1 protein-coding gene and 1 pseudogene are annotated in these 1,004 nt (G+C 74.8%); both read left to right on the top strand.

Annotated elements, in window-relative coordinates; all coding sequences use genetic code 11:
* On the top strand, positions 1 to 718 hold a 718-nt coding region (locus ACWEVO_RS37150; RefSeq protein WP_452312045.1), incomplete at its 5' end, for a carbamoyltransferase C-terminal domain-containing protein.
* Positions 715 to 1,004: pseudogene (locus ACWEVO_RS37145) on the top strand (hypothetical protein); the annotation flags it as partial. The gene ACWEVO_RS37150 and the pseudogene ACWEVO_RS37145, both read left to right, overlap by 4 nt.

Below are 1,004 nucleotides of genomic sequence, written 5' to 3'. Positions count from 1 at the left end.
GCCGGCGGCCGGCGACGCGGGCACCGCGCTGGGCGCGGCCCTGCACGTGGCCGGCGAGCTGGGCGACCGGTCCACCGCGATGGCCGGGGCGGACCTGGGCCGCGGCTGGTCGGACGAGGAGCTGGAGGCCGAGCTGCGCCGGGCGGCGCTGCCCTACACCCGGCCGGCGTCGATCGCCGCCGAGGCGGCCCGGGTCCTCGCCGACAACGGCATCATCGCCTGGTACCAGGGACGCAGCGAGTACGGCCCGCGGGCGCTGGGCCACCGGTCGCTGCTGGCCCACCCCGGCGACCCGGACACCACCCGCCGGATGAACGACGTGAAGGGCCGGGAGCAGTTCCGGCCGATCGCCCCGATGGTTCGCGCGGAACGCTTCGCGGAGATCTTCGAGGGCGTCTACCCCAGCCCGTACATGCTCTTCGTGCACCGGGTGAAGCCGGAGTGGCGGGACCGGATCCCGGCCGTCACCCACGTCGACGGCACCGCCCGGGTGCAGACCGTGCACCCGGAGACCGAACCGGTGGTGGCCGAGCTGCTGGCCGAGTTCGAGCGTCGTACCGGCCTGCCCGTGGTGGTGAACACCTCGCTGAACACCGCCGGGCGGCCGATGGTGGACACCCCCCGCGAGGCGATGGAACTCTTCGGCTCCGCGCCGGTCGACCTGCTCGCCCTCGGCCCGTTCGCGGTGCACCGGCGGGCGCTGGGCGGTGCCCGGTGATCAGCGTGGTGGTGCCCACGCTCGGCCGGCCCAGCCTCGGCACGCTGCTGGACGCCCTCGCCGGTCAGCTCGACGAGCTGCCGGATCCCGAGCTGCTGCTGGTCGACGACCGGCGCCAGGACGCCGGCGAGGAGACCGGGGAACTTGCCGTGCCGGGGGCGCTCGCGGCGTACACCAAGGTGCTGACCGGGCGCCGATCATCGTGCACTCGAGGACGAGCAGCAGCGCGAAGTAGACCGGTACCGAGCGCCGGGACTGCTCGGCGTCGTGCCAGGAGGCCAGGATC

It is taken from the genome of Micromonospora sp. NPDC003776, from assembly GCF_053605645.1.
The sequence above is the reverse complement of the archived record's forward strand: the minus strand, read 5'-3'. Positions and strand labels throughout refer to the sequence as shown.